Raw genomic sequence first — 22,131 nt, forward strand, 5'->3', positions numbered from 1 at the left:
CGAAGAACTTAGTTTTGTGGATTTCAAATCCGCTTTGTTTTATAGTTCGAAATGCGCTACGCTAACATCTCGAACAACAAGAATAAAACGAAGTAATTTACAAAATAGAAAAAGCCCGTTAATTTTGAGTTAGCGGGCTTTTTAATTTAATTACGTATCAACACCTGTTTTTTGATAATTTCTTTATCACCATCCATCCGCATGTGGAGAAAATAAGTAGCTGATGGTAAGCTTCTGGTATCCAATTCTACTTTTAAATTCTTGCTCTTAACTTTTAATCTCAGTTTAGATTTATCATCGTAAAGCCAAACCTCATATTCTTTCATTTTACTTTTTTCGGCCGCAGATATTTTTGCCATCTTGTTTTCGTCAGGGGCAACAAATAGATTACTGCCAATAGTTGGATTCGGGTAGATTACCATACTGCGCCACCACCAACTACAATATCTTTCTACCTCAAATGCAGCTATATCCAAGGTTATACCACACGCTAAATCTGCCTCTACTCTTATGGTATGATTACCACAAGATAAGTTAGACTCGTAAATGCACTCTCCTGTATTATTAGACAAGCTTCCATCGATATACCACCTAATGGCTGTGTAGCCAAAATTTAGGTTTTGTATACATCCATTTAATGGCTCGCTACCATACATTGGGTTCGCCGCTATGCTAACTGTAACCTGGTAGGGATTATGGATTGCATAGGTAACTACCTCATTATTATAGCTCATAAAAGTGCAATAAACTAGCCCATTTAACCCTACAATACTTACATTATTATCTGTGGTATAAACTGATTGACCTTGCCCATTGATGATTACATCTCCATCTGATGTCCAATGAAAATTTGCGCCATTTGGCAAGTTGATTTGGGCAGTAGCTTCTCCGCAAACACCACCATTACCACCAGAACTTATGGTAATGATTGGTGGCACTAATTGTTTTGTAACAATAGTTTTATAACAATTAGTGCTTACTGTAGCAGCTAGCATTGAAAACTGATTGTTATTTGTTGGTATAACAATACCAACTGGATTTGCGGTATTAAAACCATTAATGGTATAAGGACTAGTTACCGCCCATTTAACAGTTGCCCCAGATGGTAAATTAGGAATAGAATAAGTTGTATTACCACCGGACTGAACTGGACCAGAAATACTCAGGTTTGTATTTTTTATAAGAGGTAATTGTGGTATACCATCTATTTCTTTCAAAATATAATCTACTGCTTCAGGCCATAGCTCAACATGGTCTCTATTTTTATTAACATCACCAAAATAGCTATCAAAGGGTGTTTCTCCTGTACATACCAAACTTCTATTGCTAATGTTTTCTGAAAGATTTTGGTTCGAACCAGTAAAAGCTAAAGCACTTTTTGAATTTATAAAACTATGGTTAGGTACAACAGAATAAAATCTTGCTTTAAAAGATAAACCGTACTTTTTTGTTATAACTCCATCACCTCCATCAGCTATTTGCCATTGTGTATTATAGATACCACCAGGTGAAACATCTATTCCAGAAGTATTTGATAGAGTGCTATAGGTATATTCTTCTGCTTTATTTAAGAACCAACCATCAAATACTGTATTTTGACCACCATAACTAGGTGTAAAATACATTCTTGCAGCAGCCACAGTAAATGTTCTGTATTTAACTTTAAAAATAAAAAGTCTTTTGCGATACCTACGGACATCAAAAGTAAAACCCTTTTGCCCGGGACTATTTATTTCTGTGCCGCCTAAACTACCATCTATCAAAGCAATTTTTCTAAATGCCTGTCCCGAATCTCCAACTGGGAAACCTAACGTATTAATATTACTTAAAAACTGATTTCTAAATCCAGGGGCTCCTACACTTGAGGGTGACAAGTAATGGCTTACCAACATTTGTTTGGCTGCAATTGAACCGATTTTACCATCACGCTTTGAGATAATTTCTTCGCTCTCCGTTTTTCTTCCATAAAAATCCAGCCAGCGCTGGTCTCCTATAGGTATATTCGCCCCATTGTGTGGCGTATCAAACGAAACCCATAAACGTGTTTGATGAGGCATATTATGTTGTTCCATATAAGCCAAAGCATAACGGCTAATTAAACCGCCCATACTTGGCCCAATAATCACCAATTTTTCATTACCCTGTTTCATTAAGTTTACAGTATCTATCAATGCCATTAAAACCCTTGCATTACGCTCTATATAATCTGCACCACCATCCCTGCTCTTTCCATTTATCTGATAATTAGGAAAATTTAAAATAAATAAATCATAACCGCGATTGCGTAAACTATCCCCTAATAATGCTTTATCAGGATTATTTAAATAAAGATCATATAATTGATAGGCTTTTTGCTCATCGCCAGGATCAAAGCCATCAATAATAATAAGTGGTTTCCTAATTATACCATCACAATTGTTAATTTTTGAATGATATACTGTTACATCGCCTTTTCCTTTTGTCGCTATACTCTCATCATAACCTTGAAATGAAAGTTTACTCCAAAGAGTAAATGTCGTTTGCATATCGCAACTATTAATTAAGCTTTTAAAAGAATTATTATCTGCCTCGCCAAAAATTTTTATAATAGAATAGGTTGTAACTGTTGTATTATCTGAAAATGTAGCCACAAACTTAAGATTAACGTAACCTGAGGTAGCGTAATAAACAGATTTTGAACAGCTCAAGCTAACGCTTTGTAAACCTCCGCCATCTTTAAAATCAACTGATAGATTAGTTAGTGTCTTATTACTATAATTAAATGTAAAAGCGGATGATAAATAAAAACTCACATAGCCTGCCCGTACACTATCTACCAATGCTGCCGCCACAAACGAATTAATTGTATTAAAAGGATGCCTTTGCCTACCTAGCACATCATAATATAAACTATCGCTTTGCTCTAGTCGTATCAATCCTAAATCTATAGCATTGGTATCGATAACATTAAATTGATAATTGCCTAGTCCAATGGGTATTTGTCCTTGTGTTTTTGCCAAAGCTATATTTTCTTTTAATTGGCTAACGGTAAGCCAACTACTAGATGGATTATAAGCTGAACGATAAAACTCGCTATAGCCTTGTATAAAATGCCACATTGAGCTTGTATCGGGAATGGCCAAATTAAAATCATTAAGTGACGCCGAAGGAAATACTCTATCATACAATACGCCAGTGCTTACTCCAGTTTTATCCAAATGTAGAAAAAGGCTATCAGCTGTATGTTTGTATTCGTCTGTTTGTTGGGCATTTGCCTTTAAACCCAAAAAGAATATGGTAATAATAAATAAATAGATAATTTTTTTCATGAGGTTATGTTTAGATTTTATAATTATTATTTTCTAAGAGTTTATCTTAATGTAAGATCGAAACGACCTGAGGTAACAGCTATATTCTCCGTACCATGCTTTAAATTAAATTCGAATGTACCAGATACGATTTCCCCTTGATACTTTGTTATTCTTATAGTTCCACTTTGTGATTTTTCCAAATTTGGTGAAGGAATATTTAGATAACAATCAACATATACCCCATTAATTATATCAATACTATACTCCCCAACCCCTTTAAAACTATTAATGTTAAAATGCATATTTGTTATATATGTATTAGGGTTACTAGCACTAATATTTAGAGTATTATTTCCATTGTAAATATCAACTTGAGAATATAATGGCGTTGGACCAAACAAATCTTGCTTAGGCGTAAAAATTTGCCCATTAATTTTACAAGAGAAAGTATTAGCACCAATTTGAGTAGGCTTTGTTAAGCCATTATCTTTGTCCTTTTTGCAAGATGCACCCATTAACAATGGCAATAGGAGCAGTAATAATAGTTTCGTTTTCATATTTATAAGGTTTATTTTTTCAAATTTTATCTTAATATACTATCAAATACTATCGAAGGTATGGTTATTGAATTTTCACATCAAACCTGCCATTTGTAATTTTTATTTGTTGATTAATTGAGTTTACGCATAAAAATGAAAATGTGCCAGAATAGATTTTATTGGTATTATCAACACGAGTAAACATAACCTCACCTATGCTGTTAATACTTGTCTTATACAGATCATCTGGATACCTATACGTTATACTTCCATAATTTTGCTCACCTCCTCCAAGTTTATATACCACCCCAACCCTAACATCTTCAAATATTTTCAACTCTATCTCTTTATAAGGTTGGCTATTTGTATTTCTTCCATCTAATAAAAAATATGGAGTAGACGATTGTACATTCGATACAAAAATTGCGGTGGGTCCAAATAAACTTTGAGAGGCAATAAAATTCTCGCCATTAATTTTACAAGAAAAGGTATTAGCGCCAATTTGAGTAGGCTTTGTTAAGCCATCATCTTTGTCTTTTTTACAAGATGCACCCATTAGCAATGGCAATAGGAGCAGTAATAACAGTTTTGTTTTCATATTTAAAGGTTTAGTTTTTGAAATTTTATCTCAACCGCCCTGCTATTAAGCCTATTGCAGCTCCAAAATAACTTTGTTCTTTATTAAGATTGGCATTGAGTGAAAATGAAATAGTGCCACGCCGACGATAAGAGTAAAGATTGTATTTTGCTTCTATTGGGAGACCAATTACATTTTTGGTAATGGTTTCATATTTATTACTTTCAAACCAACCACAACTTTTACATGGCAGTAATGCACCCCTTGAAACAATAGTTACTGAGGATAGTCCGCTTCCAATCTGAAAATTATGTATGCCGCCAAATGTATAACTTTTGCCAACTATTAAACTTACATCAGAAACACTCGGAGTAGGTTCATCTCCCAAAATATCTAAAACCACAAAACTAGATCCTTTTAAAGCCAAATAAGAAGTAGAATGTTGTACTTGTATATGTGCCATTACATAAACTCCATTTTGGCTACCTGTTCCTACAGCAATACCAACCCCAAAAAAATATCCGTTTTTTAATTTTACACTGTCTTGTTGTGCAAAAACTCCTACGATGCTAAAAAGCATAAAAATTAAAAGAAGTTGAAATTTCATAACCTAAAAGTAGGTTAACAAAACACATCAAATTATCCTATTTAATTTAGGTATTCAAAAAATAAATATTAAAAATTTATTCTACAACGAATACGCATCAAAATTATCCTTAAAGATTAATTTAATAAAGAAGCTATGCTTAATAATTAAAATTAAACCCTAATTTAGTGTAAGACATTATTCTTTTTTTATGCTTAACCCACAAACAGAGTTTTTTGCTCGCATTAAATCGGCTTTGCCCGAATACCAAAATATGGCACAAAGTATTGCCGAATGTTTAGCTATTAGTGTTAACGAAGCTTATAAAAAAATACGAGGCAATAGTGCGTTAAATTTGCAACAGATTATAAAATTAGCTAACACATTTGAAGTGTCTTTTATTTATAAACCTAATCAATCTCCTACGGTTACTTTTGATTATTTAAGTATGAATAAAGAGAGCCTAAGTATGCTTGATTATTTGAAGGATTTATTAAAAAATATAAAACAAATACAACAAAGTAAACAGAAGCACATTACCATAACTACAGACGATATTCCATTATTTCATTTTTTTAAATATCCAGAATTAACTTGTTTTAAGCTCTTTTTTTGGTCCGATAGCGTAATGAATAATGAGGCTAAGTTTGATCCAAGTTTATTTGAGGAAGAAATTATCGATATTTCTAAAGAACTTAATCAGATCTATTTAGAAATTCCTTGTACAGAGATTTGGGCAAAAGATACTGTTCATGGCACTATAGAGCAAATTAGATACGCTTTTGAAGCAGGGTATATCAATGCTACCAAAGCAGAATTAATTACAGAACAAGTGCGTTATTGCCTAACAGACATGAATATGTATGCCATTAGCAGCAAAAAAACAATAGACCCTAATCACACTTTTAACTGGTACAATTGTGATGTTTTGGGAAGCATTTCTTATTTGGTAGATTTTAAAGAAACGATGCTTTGCTTTAATAGATTTAACACTTTCAATTATTTAAAAACAGAAGATCAATCGTATTGCGAACAAACTAAAAGTTGGATGCATAGTTTAATTAAAAAATCAGTTTCATTTAGTGGGCAAGGCGAAAAACATCGAAATAAATATTTATATAATGCTTTTACAGAGTGCGATAATTTAATTAGAGAAATTAATAATTCGTAATGGTATAAACATTACGCACAAAAAAGCCTGATTTCTTTTTAGAAACCAGGCTTTCAGTTTTAAGTAGTTGTTTATAATTTAATTTCTTCGTCTTTTGAAGATAAAAAATGAAACTCTGTTAAGTTATAAGATGATACCGCTCTTATTTTAATGCGCTGACCAAATTTAAAGAACCATTTCCACCGTAATGAAACCAATCCTTTTTTAATGAAGGCTTCAATATAAGGATGCACACACAATGTGATATTCTTTTCATTCTGCTCTTGCAAAATATAAGTCAAATTACTTTCTATGTCATCCATTAAAACAATACTTGCCTTAATTTCTCCAGTACCATCACATGTAGGACATTTTTCTACCGTAACAATATTCATTTCTGGTCTAACACGCTGACGAGTAATTTGAACTAAACCAAATTTACTTGGAGGTAAAATGGTATGTTTAGCACGATCAAGCAACATCAAATCGCGTAAATAATCAAAAAGCATTTTACGGTTAGTTGGTTTGTGCATATCGATAAAATCGATAACCACAATGCCGCCCATATCTCTCAATCTCAATTGACGAGCAATTTCTTTTGCAGCTTCTTTATTTACTTGAAGTGCATTTTCTTCTTGATTTTCTTTACTAGCAGTTCTATTACCACTGTTTACATCAATTACATGTAAAGCTTCGGTATGTTCTACTACCAAATAAGCTCCGCCAGCAAGATTAACTGTTTTGCCGAAGCCGTTTTTAATTTGTTTTTCTACACCGAAATGCTCAAAAATAGGTTCTTTATGTTTGTAATGTTTAACGATTTTCTCCATTTCTGGTGAAATCTCATGTACATAAGAACGAATATCTTCGAACAGATTTGCATCATTTACATAAACGTTTGTAAAATCAGTGCTTAAAATGTCTCTGATTAGGGTAGAAGTACGATCCATCTCTCCCCAAACACGTTTAGAAGGTTCTGCATCAGGCAACTTTTTAGTAAAGTTTTCCCATTTAGATACAGAATCCAATAAATCTTTTTGTAATTCGGTAACACCTTTTCCTTCAGATACCGTTCTGATAATTACCCCAAAGTTTTTAGGCTTTATACTTTCGATAATCTTTTTTAAACGATTACGTTCAGTATTGCTTTTAATCTTTTTAGAGATCGATATCACGTTAGAAAAGGGCACTAAGACAATGTATCTTCCTGCAATAGAAAGATCAGAGCTTAATCTTGGGCCTTTAGTAGAAATTGGTTCTTTAGCAATTTGAACGGGTAGGATCAAATTTTTACTGACGATTTCGGATATTTTACCCGCTTTATTAATGTCAGATTCTAATTTAAAATTATCTAATAAAGTGCCATTAACTGTGCCGTTACGCTTAATTTTAGTAAGCTTTATTAAAGATTGTACTTGCGGACCTAAATCGAAATAATGCAAAAATGCATCTTTCTCATAACCTACATCAACAAACGCAGCATTTAAACCAGGCATAATTTTCTTTATGCGGCCTAAATAAATATCGCCAACGGCGTAATTGTTGTTAATGTGTTCCTTATGAAGCTCTACAAGATGTTTGTCTTCAATTAAAGCTATGGTTACTCCCGTAGGAGTCGAATCGATTATTAATTCCTTTACCAAAAGCTACAGATTTTAAGGCAATTTAATGCCTTATTACACATGGACTAAAAAACATTGAATCCAAAAATAAATACCCGAAGAATTATCAGATATTTATTTTTGATCAATACACTAATAGGAAAATCCTATTTTTTCTTGTGTCTGTTTTTTCTTAAACGTTTTTTACGTTTGTGCGTAGCCATTTTATGTCTTTTTCTTTTTTTACCGCTTGGCATAATTTTAAGTTTTTAATGTTTTTATTAATTCTGTTAATTAACGTTTATTCTTTAACTCAGCTACCTTAGTATCAATCCATTTGGATAATGTTGGGTTCGCTGCTAATTTCTTGCTATTTAAATAAGCGTCTATTGCTTCTTTGTTTTTGCCTAAATTTTCATTAGCAGTTGCTAAATAAAAATAAGCATCTGGCGTAGCCTTAATATTGCTAATAATGTCGTTAAAACGAATAATAGCTTTATCAAATTGACCAGATTTAATGGCGAACATGCCTAATTGCATGTTTGCTTTAAGGTTTTTAGGGTCTTTTTTAACTACATCCAGCAGCATTGCTATACCTTGCATTGGTGCTCCTAAACCGTTAACGATGGTAATTCCTAATCCGGTTTTAGCATCATTACTAGTAGAGTCAATTGTCAGGGCTTTAGTAAAAGCATTATTAGCTTTTTGCAACATAACTGGTTGTATCAAACTATCTTGTGCAGCATTATCAAAGGCTTTTAAAAAGCGAGTTCCAGCATTTAACCAATTCGTTAAAGTAGGTTCGCCATTTGCAACAACTTCTAAATACATTGCGCTTGGAATAGCTTGCTCAACATCATCCCATTTCTCAGCTAATTGCTTAGCCTCAATAGTTTTTTCCGTTCCTGTAGCGTTTTTGTAATTGCTTTCTAAAGCAGAAATTTCTTTTGAGGTAGCATTGCTTACCAAGTTTTTAGCAGTTGCTGATACTTCTTCAATAGTCAGCGATGGAGTAGTAGAATTTGTAGTCGTTTGCGCAGAAGGCATTTTACTAGCATCATCCTTAGGCTTAACTAAGCCCTTAATTTCTCTGGTAAACAAAAATCCAACAAGCAATAAAATTGCAGCAATAATAAAAACTTGTTTTGAACGGATAGTGTTTAACATAATAAATTAAGCTTCTGCTTTAACTTTTTTAGAGTTGTTTTTTACTTTTTCAACAAAAACTTTTGCTGGTTTAAAGCTTGGAACAAAATGCTCAGGGATAATGATTGCAGTGTTTTTAGAAATATTTCTAGCAGTTTTTTGTGCTCTCTTTTTTACAACGAAACTACCAAATCCTCTTACGTAAACATTTTCTCCGCCAATCATGCTGTTTTTGATCACCTTGAAAAATGCCTCAACTGTTTCCTGTACGTCTACTTTCTCAATTCCTGTTTTTGTTGATATTTCTGAAATAATATCTGCCTTAGTCATATTTTTCTATTATTAAGTTATTGTTGTTAAATATTATAACTGTTTTGGGGTTGCAAAAGTATTGCTTTTTAATGAGATAGGAAAATAAAAGATGATTTATTTACAATCAAAGTTATCATGTTAATGCAAGTTTTGCCAAAATGATATATTTTGATTGTATTTTTGAGGAAATGAACTTCCAAAATGAAATTGTAAAATGGTATAAAATCAATAAACGTGAGCTTCCGTGGCGTAATACTACCGATGCTTATGTGATTTGGTTATCAGAAATTATTTTACAACAAACCCGAGTTGAGCAAGGATTACCTTATTTTAATAAGTTTTTAGCGCATTTTCCTACGGTTAAATCTTTCGCGGATGCAACAGAAAACCAAGTATTAAAGCTTTGGCAAGGTTTAGGCTATTATTCTCGCGGTAGAAATATGCTGTTTACTGCTAAGCAAGTAATGGAAATCCATAACGGAATATTTCCAATTCAGTATGAAAAACTAATTCAATTGAAGGGAATTGGTGAATACACAGCCGCTGCAATTTCTTCTTTTTCTAATAATCAATCGAAAGCAGTACTAGATGGGAATGTTTTTAGAGTACTAGCCAGATATTTTGGAGTGGAAGAACCTATAAATTCTACTACTGGAAAAAAAGTGTTTTCAGAACTTGCGCAAAGTTTGATTGAAAATCAAAAACCATCAGTATACAACCAAGCTATTATGGAGTTTGGCGCTTTACAATGTAAACCGAAATCACCAGCGTGTAATATATGCCCTTTACAAATCAACTGTTATGCTTTTAAACATCACAAAGTGGATGTTTTGCCGATTAAATTAAGGAAACTAAAAGTTAGAGAACGATGGTTTAATTATTTTGTTGGAATAGAGAATGACCACATTTTAACTAAGCAGCGTAAACCTGGAGATGTATGGCAACATCTGTATGATTTCCCATTAATTGAGACCGATGAAAAGCCTGATTTTGAAGAAAAATCTTTCATTGAAAAGGTGAAAAATACATTTGGAAAAAACGTTCAAATTACACCAATACTGCAAAAAAAGCATTTATTGACCCACCAAATTATATATGTGCAATTTTTTGCTTTAGATAATTATATTATTAACTTTAATCTACATACAGACATTAAATCTGTTTTACTGGAAGATTTTGAAGATTTACCTCATCCTAAAGTAATAAGCGATTTTATTAATCTGTATATAAAAAACTAAATCAAATATATCTATGTCTGGTATTAACAAAGTTATTTTAGTGGGACATTTGGGTAAAGACCCAGAGGTTCGACATTTAGAAGGTGGTGTCACGGTAGCGAGCTTTCCATTGGCTACTTCAGAAACGTACAACAAAGACGGTAAGCGTGTAGAACAAACTGAATGGCACAACATTGTGTTATGGAGAGGTTTGGCAGAAGTTGCCTCTAAGTATCTGCAAAAAGGAAAATTGGTTTACATTGAAGGAAAATTGCGAACCCGCTCTTTTGAAGACAAGGAAAAAGTTAAAAAATACGTAACCGAGGTGGTTGCAGAAAACTTTACGATGCTTGGTAGAAAAAGCGATTTCGAAAATACACCAGTTAGTTCTGGAACACCTAAAAGTGAGGATGATTTTGTAAGTCCAGTAGACGAAACTGGAGATTTACCCTTCTAACGCTCAAAACTTATTTAAAAAGGCTCGATAATTATCGAGCCTTTTTTGTTTTATTCTTGTGCTTTTTAACATTAAGGAATTAAGAACCATAAAGCCTTTCTTCTTAATTCCTTAATGGTTAGTTTTTTTATTCTACAGTTACAGATTTAGCTAAATTTCTTGGTTGATCTACATTACAACCTCTTAATACCGCAATATGATAAGACAATAACTGCAATGGGATTGTGGCGAGTAGTGGTAAAAATGCTTCACTAGCATCAGGTATTTCAATGCAATAATCTGCCATCTTTTTAACTTCTATATCACCTTCGGTTACAATGGCAATAACAACCCCTTTTCTAGCCTTAACTTCTTGAATGTTGCTAATTACTTTTTCATAAGATGAGTTTTTAGTGGCAATAACGACTACAGGCATTTCTTCATCAATTAAAGCAATAGGGCCGTGTTTCATTTCTGCTGCCGGATAGCCTTCTGCATGTATATAAGAAATCTCTTTCAACTTCAATGCTCCCTCTAAAGCAACTGGGAAACCACTCCCTCTGCCTAAAAACAAACAATTTCTAGAGTCTTTAAATTTCTCTGAAATAGCTTTTACGATATCGTTAGATTGCAATGCAATCGCAATTTTATCAGGAATACAATCTAGTTCAGTTAAAAGCTCTACTAATTTTGAATTAGAAATTGTTCCTTTTTGCTGAGCCATGTAAAATGCCATTAGCGTAAGAACCGTTACTTGAGCAGTAAACGCTTTTGTAGATGCCACGCCAATTTCTGGGCCAGCATGTGTGTAGACGCCAGCATGAGTAATTCTCGGGATAGAAGCACCAACAACATTACAAACGCCAAAAATAGTTGCACCTTTTTCTTTGGCCATTTCTATAGCCGCCATTGTATCGGCGGTTTCGCCAGACTGAGAAATGGCAATAACTACATCTTTTTCTGTAATAATCGGGTTTCTATATCTAAATTCTGATGCATACTCAACTTCAACAGGAATGCGAGCATATTCTTCGATTAGGTATTCTCCTACTAAACCAGCATGCCATGAAGTACCGCAAGCAACAATAATAATGCGATCTATGTTCTTAAGCTTGTCTGCAAACTCTTTAATTCCGCCTAATTGTACTTTCCCTTCTTCAGGATAGATACGGCCTCTCATACAATCTCTAATGGAACGAGGCTGCTCGTAAATTTCTTTGAGCATAAAGTGATCGTAACCACCTTTTTCAAGCATTTCTAACTTAAGTTCTAACTCTTGGATATATGGAGTTTGTACTACATTATCTAATCGCTTAATTAAAAGTTCATCCCTTTTTACAAAGGCAATCTCATTATCATTAAGATAAATAACATTTTTAGTGTACTCTATAATTGGTGTCGCATCAGAAGCAATAAAATATTCGCCTTGACCAACACCAATAACCATTGGGCTTCCTTTTCTAGCAGCAATTAATTGATCTGGATTATCTTGATCCATGATCACAATGGCATAAGCCCCATTCACTTCATTCAATGCCAATCTAACAGCTTCAAATAAATCTACATTTTCGTTTTTATAGATTTCTTCCACTAAGTGGATTAAAACTTCAGTATCAGTATCGCTATTAAAAGTATGCCCTCTTCTTAAAAGTTCTTCTTTTAGTGTCGCATAATTCTCTATAATTCCATTATGGATAATACTTAATCTGCTATTATTTGAAGTATGAGGATGTGAGTTCCGATCTGATGGAGCGCCGTGTGTTGCCCAACGGGTATGACCCATGCCAATTGTGCCAGATAAATTTTTACCAACAGAGTAGTTCTCTAGTTCTTGAACTTTACCAGCTTTTTTATAAATATTTAAATTACCGTCGTCAATTAATGCAATACCAGCACTATCATAGCCACGATATTCTAATCTTTTTAGTCCTTTAATTACAATTGGCCAAGCCTCACGAAAACCAATATAACCTACTATTCCACACATAAAAATTTTTCCGTTAAAAAAACAAATCGCTCAAAAGTATTGCTTTTGAGCGATTAATCAAACGGTTGCGTAAAATAAATTTCTAGTTTATTTTAGTGTAATAAATGTTTAATTTCATTAGGTTATCTCCAGCAGCTGGTGTCTTTTTGAAAGAGCCTATTACAGCTCTTGCACCAGTAGAAATAGAAGGAGAAATTTGATATTCATTTGTAGGTGTTGGCGCTAAAAAAGTGCCATAATCTTTGGTCTTCCCATTCAACAAATCTTGTATGTAACTAGTTACAACAAATACATATTGTTTAGTTAATGAATTATAATATCCACCAAAAACTGTCGGGCTTAATGCACGAGGATCTCCGCTATTAACCTGTGATGATAAGTTATTATCGGGTACATTTTGTCTTTGTTCGGCAATATCATACCTGTAAAGTGAAAGCCTAGGCGCTGCTCCATATGGAAGCACATCTGTTCCGGTGCTTACATCTATTACTAATTCTGCTTTGTTAATTACAATCTTACCAATGTTAGTAGCAAATTTGCTTAGATAAGGGAAAGTAATTTTATTTCTTAAGCCAACTAATGGTTGTAAGTAAGTTACAGGTTGTTGCACTGTTGAGTTACTTAATAATTGTGCGCCAACAGGTGTGCCAGTATAATCATGTTTAATAGTAGCTGCAATAGGGCCTGTAGCATTTAAGATAGGGAAGTTAATGGAAACGGTATCTTTTAATGTTGCAGTAGTTGCATTTTGCTTTTTATAATATAAAACTAATGCAGAAGTAGTTCCTGAAAATTCAAAAAAAGCAAGACCTCCATTACCAGTAGAGCTTGTTTTGTTTATCTGAACATGTAAGCCGTTAAAAACTTGAGTAAAATTCGAATTGTTTTTTAAATTCGTTGCACTCAAATTTGCAATGTTATTTTGGATATATGTTTTATCCAAAGGGATTCTTATTTGTGGGGTAACAGTTCTCAGTGTATCTGCTTTTTTGTCTACAATATCAGTAACTTTATATTTTGTTGTTGGATATAATTTACCTGTTTTATTTCCCAATAATTGGCTGTTGTAACTCCAATCCTTATTACTTAAAAAAGAAGTTTCTTTAGAAATATTAACATTTAGCGGATGAACATCAATACTATAGGTTGCGGTACTATCTCCATAAAATTCACCACCATAATTTAAAACTAAAACAGCCGAATCAATAGCTGGTGTAGTTCCAAAATCATAAGCATCATTTGGTAAATTTACAGCCATTGCTAAACTAGATTCGGTGGTGCCAAATATGGCATCTTTCATATATCCCAAAGGATGTCTAACTGCAGAGACCGTTGATGTTTCATCCTCTTTTATAGTACGGGACATAATCGTAACTGAGTCAATTAACGAACCTTGTATTGCGCTACTAGGGTCTACTTCTAGTCCTATGGTTGAGGTGTTTTCGCATGATGCGAAAAGAAAAAGACTTATCAACAGGGTTAATAAGTCTAGTTTTGAAAATTTCATATTTAATATTAAAATAATGCTCGCTTAAGCTACTGAAACCAATTCTTCATCAGAGATCTCTTCATAAAAATTGAAGAAGTTCTCGTAATTTTCGGTTAAATTAAAGGCTAAAGTTGGCTTATTAGAATCTTTAACAAATTTTAACACATCTTTATCTATGTTTTCATCTGCCAAAACAACAGCGTCAGAATGAGTTATTGCGCCGATATGCAAGCTGTTACAGTCTGCTTTTAGGAACGCTTTTGTATCATCTTCGGTCATATTATTCATCACCGCTTTTTTGTGCAAGTCAGCATTTAAAGTTTCAGTAAAGCAATTCTCATAAACTGAGTAAACCACTTTTGCATTTTTAAATGTAGGGTCGTTTTTATAAGTCGTTTTAATATAAGCAGGCACTAAAGAAGTCATCCAGCCATGGCAATGAACAACATCTGGAGCCCAACCTAACTTTTTAACAGTTTCTAATGCGCCTTTGCAGAAGAAAATGGTGCGCTCATCATTATCTGCATAAAACTTATTTTCTTTATCTCTGAAAACATATTTACGTTGAAAATAATCTTCGTTGTCTAAGAAATAAACTTGCATACGTGCAGCAGGAATTGATGCAACTTTAATAATTAAAGGATTATCATTGTCATCAATAATAATGTTCATACCTGATAAACGGATAACCTCATGTAACCTGTTTCTTCTTTCGTTAATGTTACCAAACCTTGGCATTAAGATGCGGATTTCAAATCCTTTTTCTTGCATCGCTTGCGGTAATTGACGGGTAATTTCTGAAATTTTTGTGAGTTCGAGGAAAGGCGACATCTCGTGTGTAACAATCAGTAGCTTCGTTTTTGCCATCTCCATATTGTATATTAAATTATGTTAATTTAAAGATTATCAAGGGGCAAAGGTACGTAAAATATTAATATTTATCAATAACTTATGCAATAGGCTTTGTAAGTTTTAGATAAATGTTCAACTTTGAGCTTTTAAAACCGATTGGTAATTTGGAAATTATACATACAATCTCAGCACTTAAAACGGTGTTGACACCTTTACAAAAAGCAAAATCTAAAATCGCATTGGTGCCAACTATGGGTGCACTGCATAAAGGTCATTTATCGCTCATTAAACTAGCACAGCAACAAGCTGATATTGTAGTGTGCAGCATTTTTGTAAACCCTACTCAATTTACAGATCCTAAAGATTTAGAAAAATACCCAAGACCATTAGAGCATGATATTAAAATGCTAAGTGATGCTGGTTGCAACCTAGTATTTATGCCTTCAGTTAAAGAAATGTACCCGAGCTTTCCAAAACCAGAAAACTGGCACATTGATTTAGGTAAAGCAGAGTTCTTGTTAGAGGGAGAATTTAGAAAAGGACATTATCAGGGTGTAACTCAAATTGTAAAAAAACTTTTTGATGCAGTAAATCCGGATATTGCTTTTTTTGGTCAAAAAGATTTCCAGCAGGTGCTGATGATTAAAAATATGGTTAAGCATTTTAATATGCCTGTTGAAATTATTTCTTGCCCAATTATAAGAGAAGAAGATGGATTAGCAATGAGCTCTAGAAATATACATTTATCTGAAACAGATAGAAAAAATGCGTTGGTGTTAAGTAAAGCCTTACAATACGTTAAGGATAATTTTGATCTTTTGAACTTAGCTCAGTTATTGGAGAATGCTAAAGGGATGATTAATGAAACCAATGGAGTTGAATTAGATTATTTCACTATTGCTGATGGAGAAACCTTATTGCCTATCGAAAATAAAACCGCTAAATATCCAGTAGCGCTAGTTGCCGCAAAAGTTGGTGAAACCAGATTAATAGATAATATGCTGTTAGGCACCAACTCTGCCTAAACGACAGACAACCCTCCCACAAAGCTACAGTGTAGGCACAAGTATTTAGTGTTATTTGATGCGCTATGTCGCATAGCATCAAACGTTTTTCATAATTTGATTATTGTTTTTAATGGTATTCAAGCTTGCTACAAATCCATAAAAAAACATAAACATAAAGCAGAAATAGTAAAATAAAATCTATTATAAAGTAATACCAGTAAAATGATTTAAGTTGTAAACTTAAATCACTAATTACAGTCCAAATTTGTAAACTAAATCTAGTTTAGAGCACCATACTTTTTAACCTTGTTTAACGATATAAACAAATAGGGATAAGGTTTGGTCATGTTGCTAGTTAGTCCGCATATAGTCCGCGTATAGTCCGCATTTTCATGTAATAATGCGGACTAACTTCGGATTAACTATGGTCTTAATGTTACCTTAACTCGAAGCGAACCTTAAGACAAAAATAAGGCTCTCTTTTTGTTTAATTTGTAACCTGAGGAGTTCGATAATTAACCTGCCTTTGAGCTGTTAATTCAGCCATTATATGAAAGCCTCCTTCACTCTGAAAAAGAAGTGTCCAAATGGTAACCCCAAAAGGGAAGACTTAGTGTATTACCAAAAAGGCTTGTTTTGTCTGCGAATTGTAGCCTTCAACCTTTTGCCTTGTTACCTTCAACCTTTTATTACTAACTTTGCAGTATGATTATCGAGATTCTTAAATCGAAAATACACCGTGTTAAAGTAACACAGGCTGAATTAAATTATGTTGGCAGCATTACCATAGATGAAGATTTATTGGATGCAGCTAATATTATTGCAAATGAAAAAGTTCAGATTGTAAATAATAACAATGGCGAACGTTTTGAAACTTATGCCATTAGAGGCGAACGCGGTACTGGTACTATTTGCTTAAATGGCGCTACAGCCAGAAAAGTTCAAGTAGGCGATATCTTAATTATTATGTCTTATGGTTCTTTACCTATAGAAGAAGCTAAAAAGTACAAACCTATTCTTGTTTTCCCAGACGACAATAACAAACTTCTGAAATAATTATAGGATCAGTTAGCTCTATTTTCTTCTTCGCTCTTTTTGCTATCCTTTATTTTGTAGGTAGAAGTGCCGAAATTATAAGTCAAGCTAAAAACTAAGCGTTGTGCGCCAAAATAATGGTACATATCATTATTGATAATGCTCTTTTCCCTAAAGATAAGTCTTCTTTTGATATTGTCGAAGGCGTCATAAAGCGTAAGTTTGGTATTGAGCTTGTTTTTGAACCAAGCTTTTTGCAAGCCAAAATCAACTCCGTAAACAGGTTTAAACACATAAAGACCATTACCACTTTTTGATTCATAACTATAGCTAACATCCAATAACCAATCTTTTAAACTGAAAACCTGGCTGCCACTAATGGTATAGTTGAAGATGCCAATACGATAAGTCTGATCGAAGTAGGGAGTTAGTTCCTTGGCGTAATAGAAAGCAATATTATTGTTCATCCGCCACCATTTATTGATGGTTAGTGGTGAGCTTAATTGCAGGTTTGCAAAATTTCTGTAGGGAAGATTTCGGCCCAAGAAAATCAGTTCATTTGTTTCTGGATTATATTCAGGGTAACGTGCGAGAACGTCTGTTTCTCGTCCAGCATTTAATGAAATATTAAGGGCTTTTCTGCTATAGACCAATGCGAAAAGATTGGTTGTAGAAGGTTGTAGATATGGATTTCCTATCCAATAATGACGTGGACTATAGTAAAACCGGAAGGGATTTAAAGCGGCGAAAGTTGGTCTTGTTAACCGCCTACTGTAACTGAAACTAAGTTGTTCACCATTATTAATGGTATAAGTAATATTGAGGCTGGGTAGCCATTTCAAATACTTTCTTTCTGTAACCACATTAGTCGTGATTGAATTGGCTATGGTGCGTGTATGTTCTGTTCTTAAACTTAAGCTGTAATTGATTTTATCCCATTTGCCTAGATAAGAGAGATATCCTGCGGTAATATATTCGCGGTAACCGAATTGATTGCTGCGTTTGGGGTCTAAGTTAAAAACCGCATTAACTAAAGTATCGTAACGAAGATTATTTTGGGTAGTAGTGTAGGCAAATTTACCACCAAATTCAAGCTTACCTGTGCCCATAGCTTGGCTGTAATCTGCTTGAGCAGTATGGATCAAGATGTTGTTCCTAGAGCTGGTTTTCCAATAATTTAGCCATTCATTGTTAAGTGCATTCCAGTTTTGTATGTCTTCAGTTTGCCGATTGTCGATTTGTGCCAAAGAGGCAATTATATGAAGTTCACCATTTTTAAACTGGGCATCGTAGTTGAGCCCTCCTGCATAATTATACTGTTTAGGTAACGCATTATTGCCACCGCTAACATGTGCAATTGTTTGCCCTAAATTGTTGGTTTGTGTAAGTAATTGATTATTTGTTACCGCATTTCTGTCTACTTGGAAGGTTCGGGCAAAAGCTTCTAAACTTTGCCCCTTCTGCAATTCGTAAGCTACCCTTGCCTGCACATTAAAATTCTGATTAGAAGTGGCAGTTCGTGTATCGGTAGTCATGGCATTGGTATTGGGCAAGTACTGTAAGGCATAGTATTTATAAAAGGTGCTACCGGTAGTGTGACCCAGCTTTAAATCGTAGATCAATCGATTTGTTTTATAAGTAAGTGATAAGTTATTATCCAACAAACTATAATTATTACGCTGAAACCTTGCATTGTAAGTCCCCCTTAAACCTAAAGACTGATTTCTTTTCAGTTTTACATCTATAATCCCTTGATATTCGCCATCATATTTTGAGGAAGGCTGATTAATCAACTCAACTGATTCGACCATATCTGGAGATAGACTGCTTAAATAGGTTTGGATTTCATCATTGCTCATATTTACAGGTTTGCCATCAACAAACAGTGTTGGGGTAACCCTACCTGCCAGTAACATGGTGCCATCTTGGTTAACCTGCAAACCAGGCAGTTTCCTGAATACATCAAGTAGGTTAGCGGAGGATTTAAAAAAGGTATTATTGGCAACACCAATTTTCATTTGGCCATTCTGTGTGCTAAAGCTTGGTGTTCCGCTTGTAATAGTTATTTCTTTGAGTTGGTTAAGATCTTCGTTTATCAAAATGTTGCCCAGCTCTAAAGTTTTTGGGCCATTCTCATTAATTGTTAGTTCTTTTTGCAGCTTTTGATAGCCTATTGAGCTAACCGTTAAAATGTATTTGCCCGAAGATATTTCCTTGAATTCGAATAAGCCCAATGTGTCGCTATTGGCATACTTAATTAAGTTGGTATGATCTTGATTGGTTAAGGTTAAATTAACCATTGAAACTCCTTGACTGGTTTTGCCATCAACTAGTTTTCCTTTGATGGTTTGTGCATTTGCCAGGAGATTTGCAAATAAGCAGAGGCATAAAAAAAGTATCGACTTCATCTTAGTGTTTGGATTTTTTAGCATATTCCAAAACTAGAAGAGAAGAAAAGAGAATAGGTTTTGATTCTCAGATTTGGGAGTTCGGAATTATAAATTCAGACAAAATCTAATTCAAGGAAACAGCTGAGGGTTGCTCTTTGAACAATGTGGGCGTGGTGTGTTTGTGCTTTTTAAAGGCAGTATAAAAAGTAGATTTAGAATTAAACCCTACTTCATAACCAATTGCTTCTAACTTGATGCCTTTGTCATCTGCAATCAGCTCGCAGGCTTTATTTATCCTAAACTCATTAATATAAGCAGCAAAACTCTTGTTTAAATTATCATTGAGCAGCTGCGAAAGCTGATGGCCTGAAATATTGATTTTTTTAGCCAAATCGTTCAACTTAAGATCTGGGTTTGTATAAAGTTCTTCTTCTTGAATAATTCTCTGTAGCTTCTCTGTTAAGAACAATGCTTGTTCTTCTGGAATTTTTTTATTGGCATAACGTCCTTGATCTTGAGTAGTCGAAAAAATATTGCTGGTTTTCCTCCTGCTCACAAATAAGAAAGTATTTAGGTAAAGAATGAGAGAGAAAAATAGGGCACCACTAATGCAAGGGCCATTAAAAAATGAAAAAATGGATAGTTTAAAGGCAGCAGGGATAATTAGATTGCCTATAAACACAGATAGTAGCAATTTTTCTGTCGAAGATATTTTTGTGCTTGCAGTAAAAAGATGAACAAAAATATGCCTCAACAACCAAGCAGATAAGACGATATAAACAACGAGCTGTATAGAAATTATCGTTCCTACATAATTATTCCATAAACTAGGGTTAGTATCATAAGAGGCAATGCAACTAATGATAATAATTGATAAAACCCAAAATAGATAAGTGCCTTTTTGTACAGTCTTATTTTTTGGGCTTTGTCCTAATGCCGATTTAATAAAATAAAAAAGAGAGGGGCCTACAAAAGAACTTCCTAAAATGCCTATCTGGATATAAATGCCAGGTAAGCTTGGATAGAAATAAAAAATGAAAGATTTGCCAATCTTTAAACAAACCGCCAAAAGCAATAGGCCTAAAAAATAAGAGCTTGATGATTTTGGTTTTTTGAAAAATAGCAGATAGATACTAATGATAAAACCATTAAATACGCCTAGGGCACTAAAGAAAAATAAGATTTGTTGGCCCAAATTCATTTAACAAAAATAGCATTCTTAGCGTAAGAGCGAACTGTTTAGTTAAAATTTTAACAACCTTTATAATACTTAGCCTTAAAGGCGATTGTTTTGTAAAAATTACTATGGTTGCATAGTAATTTCAAATAGAAATACTAAATTTGGAAAATCTAACCTTTTATAGATCATAATTATGCTTTTTGAGTTAAGTGAAGAACAATTGATGATACAACAGGCTGCTAGAGATTTTGCACAGACAGAATTAAAGCCTGGAGTTATCGAAAGAGATGAACATCAAAAATTTCCTACCGAGCAGGTTAAAAAACTTGGTGAACTTGGTTTTTTGGGAATGATGGTAGATCCAAAATATAATGGTAGCGGTATGGATGCTGTTTCTTATGTTTTGGTGATGGAAGAATTATCAAAAATTGACGCATCAGCTTCTGTAGTTGTTTCTGTAAATAATTCGTTGGTTTGTTATGGTCTCGAAGCTTATGCGAATGAGGCACAAAAAGAAAAATATCTAAAACCATTAGCGTCTGGCGAAAAAATTGGAGCATTCTGCTTATCTGAGCCAGAAGCAGGTTCTGATGCGACATCTCAACAAACTACCGCCGAAGATAAAGGAGATTACTATTTATTAAATGGCACAAAAAACTGGATTACCAACGGTAGCACTGCAAGTACGTATCTTGTAATTGCTCAAACTCACAAAGAATTAAGACACAAAGGTATCAATGCCTTTATTGTAGAAAAAGGAACGCCTGGATTTACAATTGGACCAAAAGAAAATAAGTTAGGTATTCGTGGCTCAGATACACATTCGTTAATGTTTAATGATGTAAAAGTTCCAAAAGAAAATAGAATTGGGGATGATGGGTTTGGGTTTTCTTTTGCCATGAAAACATTAGAAGGCGGTAGAATTGGCATTGCGGCTCAAGCATTAGGTATTGCTGCGGGTGCGTATGAATTAGCGCTTGAATATTCTAAACAACGTAAAGCATTTGGCAAACCAATTTCAGATCATCAGGCAATCGCCTTTAAATTAGCAGATATGGCTACTCAAATTGAAGCAGCTAGAATGTTGGTGTATAAAGCCGCATGGTTAAAAGATCAAGGTCAATCGTATACATTGGCAGGTTCTATGGCTAAATTATTTGCGAGTAAAGTTGCCATGGATGTTACGGTAGAAGCCATACAAATACATGGTGGTTACGGTTTTGTAAAAGAATATCACGTAGAACGGATGATGCGTGACGCAAAAATTACACAGATATATGAAGGTACATCTGAAATACAAAAGATGGTAATTAGCCGAAGTATATTAAGCTAAAATA

General features: G+C 33.9%; 18 protein-coding genes. 6 read left to right on the plus strand and 12 right to left on the minus strand.

Going from position 1 to position 22,131, the window contains the following annotated elements; translation table 11 throughout:
- Nucleotides 1-146 precede the first annotated feature (146 nt).
- The 4 genes from GM921_RS13030 to GM921_RS13045 form a co-directional block, all read right to left on the minus strand.
- The gene (locus GM921_RS13030; protein ID WP_182923071.1) at nt 147-3,308 is read right to left on the minus strand and encodes an esterase/lipase family protein; all 3,162 of its coding nucleotides are present in this window, start codon (nt 3,306-3,308) and stop codon (nt 147-149) included.
- 41 nt (nt 3,309-3,349) lie between these two features.
- A complete protein-coding gene (locus tag GM921_RS13035) occupies nt 3,350-3,847 on the minus strand; it encodes a hypothetical protein (protein ID WP_182923072.1) in 498 nt (165 codons plus the stop codon).
- A gap of 64 nt (nt 3,848-3,911) precedes the next feature.
- Nucleotides 3,912-4,427, minus strand: a complete 516-nt coding sequence (locus GM921_RS13040; protein WP_182923073.1) for a DUF6252 family protein — start codon at nt 4,425-4,427, stop codon at nt 3,912-3,914.
- Between the two features lie 25 nt (nt 4,428-4,452).
- On the minus strand, nt 4,453-5,013 hold the full coding sequence (locus tag GM921_RS13045; protein WP_182923074.1) for a hypothetical protein: 561 nt from the start codon (nt 5,011-5,013) through the stop codon (nt 4,453-4,455).
- A gap of 190 nt (nt 5,014-5,203) precedes the next feature.
- Here GM921_RS13045 and GM921_RS13050 point away from each other — a divergent pair, with 190 nt between their 5' ends.
- Entirely contained in the window at nt 5,204-6,163 is a 960-nt protein-coding gene (locus GM921_RS13050) for a helix-turn-helix domain-containing protein (RefSeq protein WP_182923075.1), read from the plus strand.
- Between the two features lie 71 nt (nt 6,164-6,234).
- Here GM921_RS13050 and GM921_RS13055 read toward each other — a convergent pair whose 3' ends face one another.
- The 3 genes from GM921_RS13055 to GM921_RS13065 all read right to left on the minus strand — a co-directional run bounded on the left by GM921_RS13055 (nt 6,235) and on the right by GM921_RS13065 (nt 9,219).
- Nucleotides 6,235-7,785: an Rne/Rng family ribonuclease gene (locus tag GM921_RS13055; protein ID WP_182923076.1), complete on the minus strand. Its 1,551-nt coding sequence runs from the start codon at nt 7,783-7,785 to the stop codon at nt 6,235-6,237.
- Between the two features lie 252 nt (nt 7,786-8,037).
- Nucleotides 8,038-8,910, minus strand: coding sequence for a tetratricopeptide repeat protein (locus GM921_RS13060; protein ID WP_182923077.1), 873 nt, complete (start codon nt 8,908-8,910; stop codon nt 8,038-8,040).
- Nucleotides 8,911-8,916: 6 nt separating this feature from the next.
- Complete coding sequence (locus GM921_RS13065; protein WP_182923078.1) at nt 8,917-9,219, minus strand: HU family DNA-binding protein; 303 nt, start codon at nt 9,217-9,219, stop codon at nt 8,917-8,919.
- 170 nt (nt 9,220-9,389) lie between these two features.
- On the opposite strand from GM921_RS13065, the gene mutY reads away from it, so the two are divergent.
- Together mutY and GM921_RS13075 are read left to right on the plus strand one after the other, a co-directional pair.
- Nucleotides 9,390-10,439, plus strand: a complete 1,050-nt coding sequence (gene mutY, locus GM921_RS13070) for an A/G-specific adenine glycosylase (RefSeq protein ID WP_182923932.1) — start codon at nt 9,390-9,392, stop codon at nt 10,437-10,439.
- 13 nt (nt 10,440-10,452) lie between these two features.
- Complete coding sequence (locus GM921_RS13075) at nt 10,453-10,875, plus strand: single-stranded DNA-binding protein (protein ID WP_182923079.1); 423 nt, start codon at nt 10,453-10,455, stop codon at nt 10,873-10,875.
- 127 nt (nt 10,876-11,002) lie between these two features.
- Here the strand turns inward: GM921_RS13075 and glmS are convergent, their stop codons facing one another.
- The 3 genes from glmS to GM921_RS13090 form a co-directional block, all read right to left on the minus strand.
- Nucleotides 11,003-12,841, minus strand: a complete 1,839-nt coding sequence (gene glmS / locus GM921_RS13080) for a glutamine--fructose-6-phosphate transaminase (isomerizing) (protein WP_182923080.1) — start codon at nt 12,839-12,841, stop codon at nt 11,003-11,005.
- Nucleotides 12,842-12,923: 82 nt separating this feature from the next.
- Nucleotides 12,924-14,348 (minus strand): DUF4270 domain-containing protein, encoded by a 1,425-nt coding sequence (locus GM921_RS13085; RefSeq protein WP_182923081.1) that lies wholly within the window; start codon nt 14,346-14,348, stop codon nt 12,924-12,926.
- A 24-nt stretch (nt 14,349-14,372) separates the two neighbouring features.
- Nucleotides 14,373-15,197, minus strand: coding sequence for a glycogen/starch synthase (locus GM921_RS13090; RefSeq protein WP_182923082.1), 825 nt, complete (start codon nt 15,195-15,197; stop codon nt 14,373-14,375).
- Nucleotides 15,198-15,346: 149 nt separating this feature from the next.
- On the opposite strand from GM921_RS13090, the gene panC reads away from it, so the two are divergent.
- Both panC and panD read left to right on the plus strand, forming a co-directional pair.
- A complete protein-coding gene (panC, locus tag GM921_RS13095; protein ID WP_182923083.1) occupies nt 15,347-16,207 on the plus strand; it encodes a pantoate--beta-alanine ligase in 861 nt (286 codons plus the stop codon).
- 687 nt (nt 16,208-16,894) lie between these two features.
- On the plus strand, nt 16,895-17,245 hold the full coding sequence (gene panD, locus GM921_RS13100; protein WP_182923084.1) for an aspartate 1-decarboxylase: 351 nt from the start codon (nt 16,895-16,897) through the stop codon (nt 17,243-17,245).
- A gap of 8 nt (nt 17,246-17,253) precedes the next feature.
- Here panD and GM921_RS13105 read toward each other — a convergent pair whose 3' ends face one another.
- On the minus strand, nt 17,254-19,632 hold the full coding sequence (locus GM921_RS13105; protein ID WP_182923085.1) for an outer membrane beta-barrel protein: 2,379 nt from the start codon (nt 19,630-19,632) through the stop codon (nt 17,254-17,256).
- 106 nt (nt 19,633-19,738) lie between these two features.
- Nucleotides 19,739-20,809, minus strand: coding sequence for a helix-turn-helix domain-containing protein (locus tag GM921_RS13110; protein ID WP_182923086.1), 1,071 nt, complete (start codon nt 20,807-20,809; stop codon nt 19,739-19,741).
- Between the two features lie 178 nt (nt 20,810-20,987).
- On the opposite strand from GM921_RS13110, the gene GM921_RS13115 reads away from it, so the two are divergent.
- Nucleotides 20,988-22,127, plus strand: coding sequence for an acyl-CoA dehydrogenase (locus tag GM921_RS13115; RefSeq protein WP_182923087.1), 1,140 nt, complete (start codon nt 20,988-20,990; stop codon nt 22,125-22,127).
- Nucleotides 22,128-22,131 lie beyond the last annotated feature (4 nt).

It is taken from the genome of Pedobacter planticolens, assembly GCF_014172375.1.
Taxonomy (GTDB): domain Bacteria; phylum Bacteroidota; class Bacteroidia; order Sphingobacteriales; family Sphingobacteriaceae; genus Pedobacter; species Pedobacter planticolens.

What these genes read in the sequence shown, in the direction of transcription:
- GM921_RS13085 (WP_182923081.1), bottom strand. Translation starts at nt 14,348, where the DNA reads ATGAAATTTTCAAAACTAGACTTATTAACCCTGTTGATAAGTCTTTTT.
- GM921_RS13040 (WP_182923073.1), bottom strand. Translation starts at nt 4,427, where the DNA reads ATGAAAACAAAACTGTTATTACTGCTCCTATTGCCATTGCTAATGGGT.
- GM921_RS13060 (WP_182923077.1), bottom strand. Translation starts at nt 8,910, where the DNA reads ATGTTAAACACTATCCGTTCAAAACAAGTTTTTATTATTGCTGCAATT.
- glmS (WP_182923080.1), bottom strand. Translation starts at nt 12,841, where the DNA reads ATGTGTGGAATAGTAGGTTATATTGGTTTTCGTGAGGCTTGGCCAATT.
- GM921_RS13090 (WP_182923082.1), bottom strand. Translation starts at nt 15,197, where the DNA reads ATGGCAAAAACGAAGCTACTGATTGTTACACACGAGATGTCGCCTTTC.
- GM921_RS13030 (WP_182923071.1), bottom strand. Translation starts at nt 3,308, where the DNA reads ATGAAAAAAATTATCTATTTATTTATTATTACCATATTCTTTTTGGGT.
- GM921_RS13050 (WP_182923075.1), top strand. Translation starts at nt 5,204, where the DNA reads ATGCTTAACCCACAAACAGAGTTTTTTGCTCGCATTAAATCGGCTTTG.
- GM921_RS13065 (WP_182923078.1), bottom strand. Translation starts at nt 9,219, where the DNA reads ATGACTAAGGCAGATATTATTTCAGAAATATCAACAAAAACAGGAATT.
- GM921_RS13075 (WP_182923079.1), top strand. Translation starts at nt 10,453, where the DNA reads ATGTCTGGTATTAACAAAGTTATTTTAGTGGGACATTTGGGTAAAGAC.
- panD (WP_182923084.1), top strand. Translation starts at nt 16,895, where the DNA reads ATGATTATCGAGATTCTTAAATCGAAAATACACCGTGTTAAAGTAACA.
- mutY (WP_182923932.1), top strand. Translation starts at nt 9,390, where the DNA reads ATGAACTTCCAAAATGAAATTGTAAAATGGTATAAAATCAATAAACGT.
- GM921_RS13105 (WP_182923085.1), bottom strand. Translation starts at nt 19,632, where the DNA reads ATGAAGTCGATACTTTTTTTATGCCTCTGCTTATTTGCAAATCTCCTG.
- GM921_RS13035 (WP_182923072.1), bottom strand. Translation starts at nt 3,847, where the DNA reads ATGAAAACGAAACTATTATTACTGCTCCTATTGCCATTGTTAATGGGT.
- GM921_RS13045 (WP_182923074.1), bottom strand. Translation starts at nt 5,013, where the DNA reads ATGAAATTTCAACTTCTTTTAATTTTTATGCTTTTTAGCATCGTAGGA.
- GM921_RS13115 (WP_182923087.1), top strand. Translation starts at nt 20,988, where the DNA reads ATGCTTTTTGAGTTAAGTGAAGAACAATTGATGATACAACAGGCTGCT.